Annotated in this window: 2 protein-coding genes and 2 pseudogenes; all 4 read left to right on the forward strand. The window is 59.3% G+C overall.

What is annotated here, in order from left to right:
- Positions 1-91: 91 nt before the first annotated feature.
- Positions 92-277: pseudogene (locus EN991_RS15800) on the forward strand (type 2 isopentenyl-diphosphate Delta-isomerase); the annotation flags it as partial.
- An 86-nt stretch (positions 278-363) separates the two neighbouring features.
- Positions 364-595, forward strand: a pseudogene (locus EN991_RS40890) (IS5/IS1182 family transposase); the annotation flags it as partial.
- Positions 596-1,262: 667 nt separating this feature from the next.
- Positions 1,263-3,569 (forward strand): S9 family peptidase, encoded by a 2,307-nt coding sequence (locus EN991_RS15805; RefSeq protein ID WP_063169235.1) that lies wholly within the window; start codon positions 1,263-1,265, stop codon positions 3,567-3,569.
- Between the two features lie 833 nt (positions 3,570-4,402).
- Positions 4,403-7,468 (forward strand): Ulp1 family isopeptidase (locus EN991_RS15810; RefSeq protein ID WP_245460979.1); only part of this gene is annotated, 3,066 nt, incomplete at its 3' end.

Raw genomic sequence — 7,468 nt, forward strand, 5'->3', positions numbered from 1 at the left:
GAACACATCGCTCCCGTCAATCGAGCCGTCTCGCCAGGGGGATCAATAGTCTGTCTTTGGCGTAGGTATTTCAGCAGCCTGCTGTTAGCGTGCGGACATCGCCGGGCAGGCGGCCAGCGTGCTGGGCGCGGCGACAGTGTCCACCGGGGCCGTTGTCGCGCATTTCGAGATCGTCATCCGCCAGTTGGCCGTCGCCTGCTTCTGCACGGGCTCGGCTGATCTGGCGGCGTTGCGTCAGGCGCGCTTGTTGCCCTCGTCGCATTTGTCCGCCGGTTGATGTCGGCGTCGTCCGCACGCTAACAGCAGGCTGCTGAAATACCTACGCCAAAGACAGACTATTGATCCCCCTGGCGAGACGGCTCGATTGACGGGAGCGATGTGTTCATGGAGCAGCTGTTCACGATGAAGCGGTTGGAAGATTTCGTTCCAGCCGGTCATCCTGGTGCCCGCACCGGCTGATGATCAATGGAGCGCTGGTGCGGCTAGACGGCATCCTTTCCGGCATGTACGCCTGCAGTGCCAAAGGCGGTCGCCCCAGCGTTGCGCCGGAGAAATTGCTGCGGGCCGTGTGTTGCAGGTGTTCTACAGCGTCCGTCGGAATTGATGCAGCAGGTGCTGCTGTGGCAAGGCCAAGACCCGGGAATGCCGTCAGCTTTGATCAGGCGCTTCGGGCCGTCGGAAACGCGCGAAGAGTCCGGCTTTCGAAAAAGGCCGAACGCCTCAGATAAAGCCAGAACTCCTTGGGTCACCATCAAACCAATTTGACGCCCCGGGACAATTTCGTCCGGCATTGTCCGGTGTGCGACGATGTTGGGGATGCGACATAGGCGGATTGCCGTGTATTTAAACCGCTTTTCCTTTGGCACGCATATTGCGCCCTATCGGTAAACCTCGTCATGGGCCGGCGGCAATCGCTCGGAGATTGTCGAAATAGCACAATGATTTCTGCCGGGGTGACATCCGGCCCGACTAGAGCAGGACCTTTCAGATGATGCAGAAAAGCAAGCGGCCATACTCGCGGGGAAATAGTCGCGTCAGGGCTGCATGGACGCTCTTTCCTGGTTGTTTCGGCGGCGGACGCCAACTCTTCAATCGGCACCCGAACCAGTGCCTGGATGTCCAAGGAGCGCCCCTGTTGCGCGTGCCTGGCTGCACCCGCGTGCTGGCTCTCCTCCAAGGCGACGCTTCGGCGCTGCTGCAGACCGGCGACGAGAACCCAACTTCAAAATTAGCATTCCGAAAACCGAAAGAAGTGAACAGGTATGTCCAGGATCGGCGCTTTGACGCGCGCCGCATGGCGATCGGCAACTCAGACGCTGGCCAAGGGTTCGAAAAGTTTACACCCGACGCTAGCGCCGGCCGATTTCAAGCGCGCACTTACGATCAACGATCGATATGGCGGGCTCACTGTCAATGTCCCCAAAATGCCTTTCTGGCTGACCGGGGGTGAAGCCTTCGTCTACCGCCGGACTAGCCACGGCGAGCAGCAGTTCATGCAGGTCGATGCTGCCACGGGTTTCAAGCGGCCCGCTTTCGATCAGGCGCGTCTGGCGGCAGCGCTAAACAAGGTGAGCCATGAGAGCTATCAAGCCGGCAATCTTCCGTTCGACCGTTTCGAACTGAGTGAGGATGGTCGCAGGCTCGACTTCCAGATTGAAGACACCCGGTGGAGCTGCGACCTTGCAAGCTATGACTGTACCAGCACCACATTCGATGCAAGGAAAGGGGACCGTAGGGAGCTCAGCCACCGCTACACGCCGCCAGCGGAGAACAACCCCGACAAGAGCAACGCGTCGCCCGACGGCAAATGGATCGCCTATATCAAGAACTGCAACGTTTTCCTGCGCAGCGAGGACGGATTGCAGGATGTTCCTCTGAGCCGGGACGGAGCCGAAGGCAATTGCTACGTCTTTTCGACGCTGAGCTGGTCGCCGGACTCGCGCCACCTCGCCGCTTACCTTGTTCGCCCCGGCTATAGGCGAGAGGTCCGCTACCTCAATTCTTCGACGGACCAGTTGGAGCGGGAATATTCAACAAAATTCTATCCCAGGCCGGGCGATGTCCTTCCGCTGCCCCAGCCAGTCCTGTTCGACATTGCCGGCCGGCGCCAGATCGTGATTGACGGTGCCCTCTTCTCGAACGTCTTCGAACTTTCCCCTCTCCGGTGGTGGGCGGACAGCCGCGGCTTCACTTTCGAATATAACCAGCGCGGGCATCAGCTTTATCGCCTGGTCGAGGTAGACGCCGCCTCGGGCCGCGGGCGCTCCCTGATCGATGAGACCAGCGAGACATTCGTTGATTATTTGCCGCTGGGGCATGGCCAGGAGGATGCCGGAAAAATCTTCCGTTACGATGTCGATGACGGGAAGGAGATCATCTGGGCATCAGAGCGCGACGGGTATGAGCATTTGTATCTTTTCAACGGCCGGACAGGCGCGCTCGAAAACCAGATCACGCGAGGTGAGTGGGTCGTCCGGAGGGTCAACCATGTCGATCCGGTCAAGCGTCAGATCTGGTTCGAGGCGAGCGGGATGAACTCGCAGGAGGACCCCTATTGGGTCCATGCTTACCGCATCGGCTTTGACGGCAAGGGACTGACTGCACTGACGCCCGAACCGGCCAACCACCATATCGAGTTCTCGCCTGACAGGCGCTATTATGTCGATCTCTGGTCACGCATCGATCTGCCCCCGCGCATGGCACTCTACCGCGCCAGCGACAATGCCAAGCTCCAGCAGATCGAGACGGCCGACATTTCTGAGCTCGTCGCCGCAGGCTGGCAGCCGCCGCTCAGTTTCCATTCCAAGGGGCGCGACGGCAAAACTGACATCTGGGGCGTGCTCCACCTGCCAGCCAACTTCGACCCGACGAAGAAATACCCGGTTGTGGAGAATATCTATGCTGGACCCCACGGCTCCTTCGTCCCAAAATCCTTCTCGCGGTGGACAGAGCCGCTCACGCAGCTGGGCTTCGTCGTTGCTCAGATCGACGGCATGGGCACCAACAACCGCTCCCGCGCCTTCCATGATGTTGCTTGGAAGAATCTGAAGGACGCAGGATTTCCCGATCGCATTCTGTGGCACAAGGCGGCGGCCGCGCAATATCCATGGTACGACATATCCAACGTCGGCATTTTTGGCGCATCCGCCGGCGGCCAGAGTGCAGTCAGCGCGCTGCTCTTTCACCCCGATTTCTACAAGGTCGCCGTCGCCAAAAACGGCTGCTTCGACAACAGGATAGACAAGACCTGGTGGAACGAACTTTGGATGGGGTGGCCGGTCGGCATTGAATATTCGCAATCCTCCGCCGTTGACAATGCTCACAGGCTGCAGGGCAAGCTGATGATCGCGGTCGGCGAAATGGATGATAATGTCGATCCGTTTTGCTCGTTCCAGCTTGCCGATCGACTCATCAAGGCAGGAAAAGATTTTGACATGGTCTACGTTCCTGGTGCCAATCACCATACTCTAGGCACCTACACCGAGCGCAAACTCCTAGACTTCTTCGTTCGCAACATTCTCGGTCAGACCCCGCCCGACTGGAACACCAAACCGATCGAGCTGGAATAGCTTGTGGCTCTTGCAATTGTTAGCTCGCCTTATCAGCTGTAATCAGGGCGAGGCGCGAGCAAATCTGCACCGAAGGACGATCGTGGAGTCTAGGACTTGCGCTGCGTATTGAGGATCGGCTCGCCGCGACGTTGGTCTGAGCAAACTGCTTGATAGGCACGCCTGCAGACCGCGTGTGTGCGATTGCAAGATCCCCTATCAGCCTGGTGTGAAGCGTTCAGGGGAAAAGCCGCACCCAACGCCGCTTCCGCTCGCCGTAACGCTACGGCGGTGCGGCCCACCGATCCGCTCGACGAGCATTGGAACACATAGGTCCCCGAACGGACGATTGCCTTGGCAATAGAAGACCCTCGTCGGTCATCGCCGCTGTGGGTGGCAGCCCGTCGGTCTGGAGCTGCCACGATTCTCATCCTCGCGTCACATATGAGCTGAAGCTTTCCGGATCGGGTATCCAATCGGCATCCAGTTGCTCGGCGATATGGTTGAATTCTGCCCTCAGGACAAGAGTGAGTAGAGCAGCCCCGCTACGAAAATCCCATCCTGGTTCGTTTGACGCATCGACTATTCAGATTGATTGGCGTGATACCCGGCGCGGCCGCAACACGCGAGGCCGTCAACCGCTGAGCAGAAAACCAGCCTTCGCCTTCCGCGGCGGCGGACCTCGTCAGCCTCTCGAAAGCTTGCCTGAGTAGGTTGCTCATGTGATCTGTGGAAGTGAGGATAGCGTGCACCCGTACAAACTAGACATTCATCGTGGCAGCTTGGCTGCAGGTGCAGCACGCCGTACCGCACGAGCAAGCGGACAGGCCGGCCAAGCCGGTTTTGAGCAGCACTTGGGCGAACTGCAGGCGGCGGACGAGTTGATGGGTGCGCTAGGCGAGGAGGTCCTCGTCAATGGCTCGCATGGTAAAGGTGAGTTGAGACCAACGAAGAGGCAGAGGATCCAAAGCAATCTGCAGCATGCTGTCACTGAGCGGCAACCAGGTGAGGTTGGCAACTCAGGCGCTCGCGTGATGATGCAACTCCCCACCGATCAGGTGGGTACATCGGAACGGGAGGCGCAACTTGTGATGCAGGGGGACGAGCACGAATACACCCCAGCACCGCATCTCGACGGGTCGATGCCCTCGACAGTGCAGCCGGATCGTCCAATTGTGGTCCCCGACGGTGCCGACAAGCGTCCTGTTTATTCCAACGATGCCACCGCCATCGAAGGGCTGAAGTCAGCACTCCTTGCGGGTAAAGCCAGGCCGGACACGGTCACTCGCAGCACAAATTCTCTTTTCGGCTTTAGTCGTTGGCTCTTTCAAAACAACAAGCCAGGGCTTGCTGCTCGGCTTTACCATCCGTCGCTGAGCCAGGATCTCGAGGAGTACGAGAGTAGGGGTGGTTCCTCCACCGTGGCTGGCGCACTGCGTCAATTGATGAAGTCGATGGGCGGAGCCGGCCCGATTGTGGGTCGCGCTGTCCTGAACCCCCATCCTGACGACGCCGCGCTCACCAGACATTTCAGATCCGCGAGCGGCTACGCAACTGCTCTTAACCATTTCAGTCATTACCTACGTCAAAATGACAAGCTCGGAATTGCGGGTCGCATTTACGATAAATCGCTGGATAAAGATGTTGAGAGCTACAAGGCCGCCTCCTCTAATGGTGGAGCTCCGATCGAATCTGCGCTGGTTTATCTCCGCAAGAACCCGCCGCGCGTTATACTCGGGAATCATCTGGAAAACGCGGTCAGCATGGAGGCTCGTCCCCGTGGCGACGCTGCTCAGCATACCGCACCACAGCAGGGATTCGATTGGCCAGAGGAGCTCCTGCCGGTAGGTTATAAGGAGGGCACCGATCTACCATTGTCTCTCGCCCCAACCGCGCACCAACACCAAGCGCCCGACTTTGGAGAGGCCGTCCCTCACTTGAACTGGCGCCACGGCGACCAGGGCGCCCCGGAGGAGCTGGTAGCTGCACGGGACAGGAGCAGCCCGCTGCCAAGCGAGGCGGTGCCACATAAATCTGGACGGGGACTCGCTACGCAGCCCAGATTGTGGGCGGAGAAATCCGCCTCGCCAGAGCTCTTTCGACGGCGGGCGGAGCAGGCTCTGCCGGCGTCCGCCAGAGGTGTGGAGACATCCTCCGCGGTTGATGAAGCCGCGCAGGCCGCTCGCCAAGCTTTGGCTTGGTTGCAGCAGGAGATGGAGGGGATCGAACCGATGCAGGATCCTCATGAGGTGGCTACACCGGAATGTGAGGCGCAGCTCGTCAGGCAGAGGGATGAGCACGAATCCACCCCAGCACCGCATCCCGGAGGTGGTGGGTCGATGCCCTCGACAGTGCAGCCGGATCGTCCAATTGTAGTCCCCGACGGTGCCGACAAGCGTCCTGTCTATTCCAACGATGCGACCGCTATCGAAGGGCTGAGGGCAGCATTCCACGCGGGTAAGGCCAAAGCGAACACGGTCACTTACAATGTAAATTCTCTTTTCGGCTTTAGTCGGTGGCTCCTTCAAAACAACAAGCCAGGGTTTGCTGCTCGGCTTTACCATTCGTCGCTGGATCAGGATCTCAAGGAGTACGAGAGTACGGGTGGTTCCTCCACCGTGGCTGGCGCACTGCGTTACCTCAAGAAGTCGACAGGCGGAGCCCCGATTATGGCTCGCCCTGTCGTGATCCCCTATCCTGACGATGCCGAGCTCATTAGAAATTACAGAGCCGCTTCGACCAAGGAGTACCTGGCAGCGCCTGCGACCGGACGGAATCCAGATACCGTGGGCGGCTATACAAATTTTCTTAGACATTTTAGTCAGTACCTGCGTCAAAATAACAAGCTTGGGATTGCGGCTCGGATTCACGACAAATCGCTGGATAAAGATGTTGAGAGCTTCAAGGCTGTCTCCTATGGTAATAGGCTAAGTATCAGTTCTGCATTGGCTCACCTCCGGGATATCCTGCCGCGCATTGTGCTCGGGCGCGAAACTGTCCTTTCTGCTCATCCGGCAGACGCAGTCACCAGGCGCGTTGGGGCCGCTGCTGAAGCTGGGCCAGCGGCACCGGCAAGAGCTCCCCAACCCGCCTCGCCAGCAACCGCTAGGCTGCCAGGCACCTACCGCGGCCTTCCACTGGTTGATGTGACCACACTGACTACCAGTTCCTCTGGGGCTCAGATCGGGGCGCTCGATCCGACAGCCCCGTCCAACGTTGCAACGGGGCGGGTGCTCGGCGCCGCCGAATGGCTGAGCGACGCCCATATCCAGAGAGATTACAATTTGCTGGAGGGGCAACTGCAGGGGATCAATCCGGCGCTCGCTGCCCGGACTCGGCTGGTGGATCCTTCCGTATCCCATCTACTGCGACACACGTCGCCGCAAGACGCTCGAGGCATATTGCAGTCCATCTATAATCAAAACAACGCCACAGCCGACTTCCTGTTCTTGCCAGTGAATAATGGCACGGCTACTAGCCCCGGCACCCATTGGTCGCTGCTGCTCGTTGATCGCCGCGACCCGGAAAGGCGGTTCGCCTATCACTACGACTCCCTCCAGCGAGAGGGATATAACGACGTGCCTGCAAAACAGCTCGCAGGACTGCTGAATGCCACCTTGGCGCCAGCCCCCATGGCCAGACAGACGAACCATTATGATTGCGGCGTATTTGTCCTGGAGGGCACGTGGGCGCTGGTTGAACGATTGGTGAAAGGGCAGCGGCCAGACCACGAGCCGCTGCCCCTCGACAACCTCGTTGCCGATCGGCAGGCGCTGCAAGACCGGCTAAGGAGGCGCTTGCCGCACGAGGAAGAGCCGCGGCAGCTGCTGGAGGATGAACCCGCCTCCCCACCGATGATGGCATTCGAGCCAGGGGAACTGCGGCAACTGTTGGAAGACGAGCCTGCCTCCCCACCAATG

Origin of the sequence: Mesorhizobium sp. M7A.F.Ca.US.005.03.2.1, assembly GCF_003997795.1 — a bacterium.
GTDB lineage: Bacteria > Pseudomonadota > Alphaproteobacteria > Rhizobiales > Rhizobiaceae > Mesorhizobium > Mesorhizobium ciceri.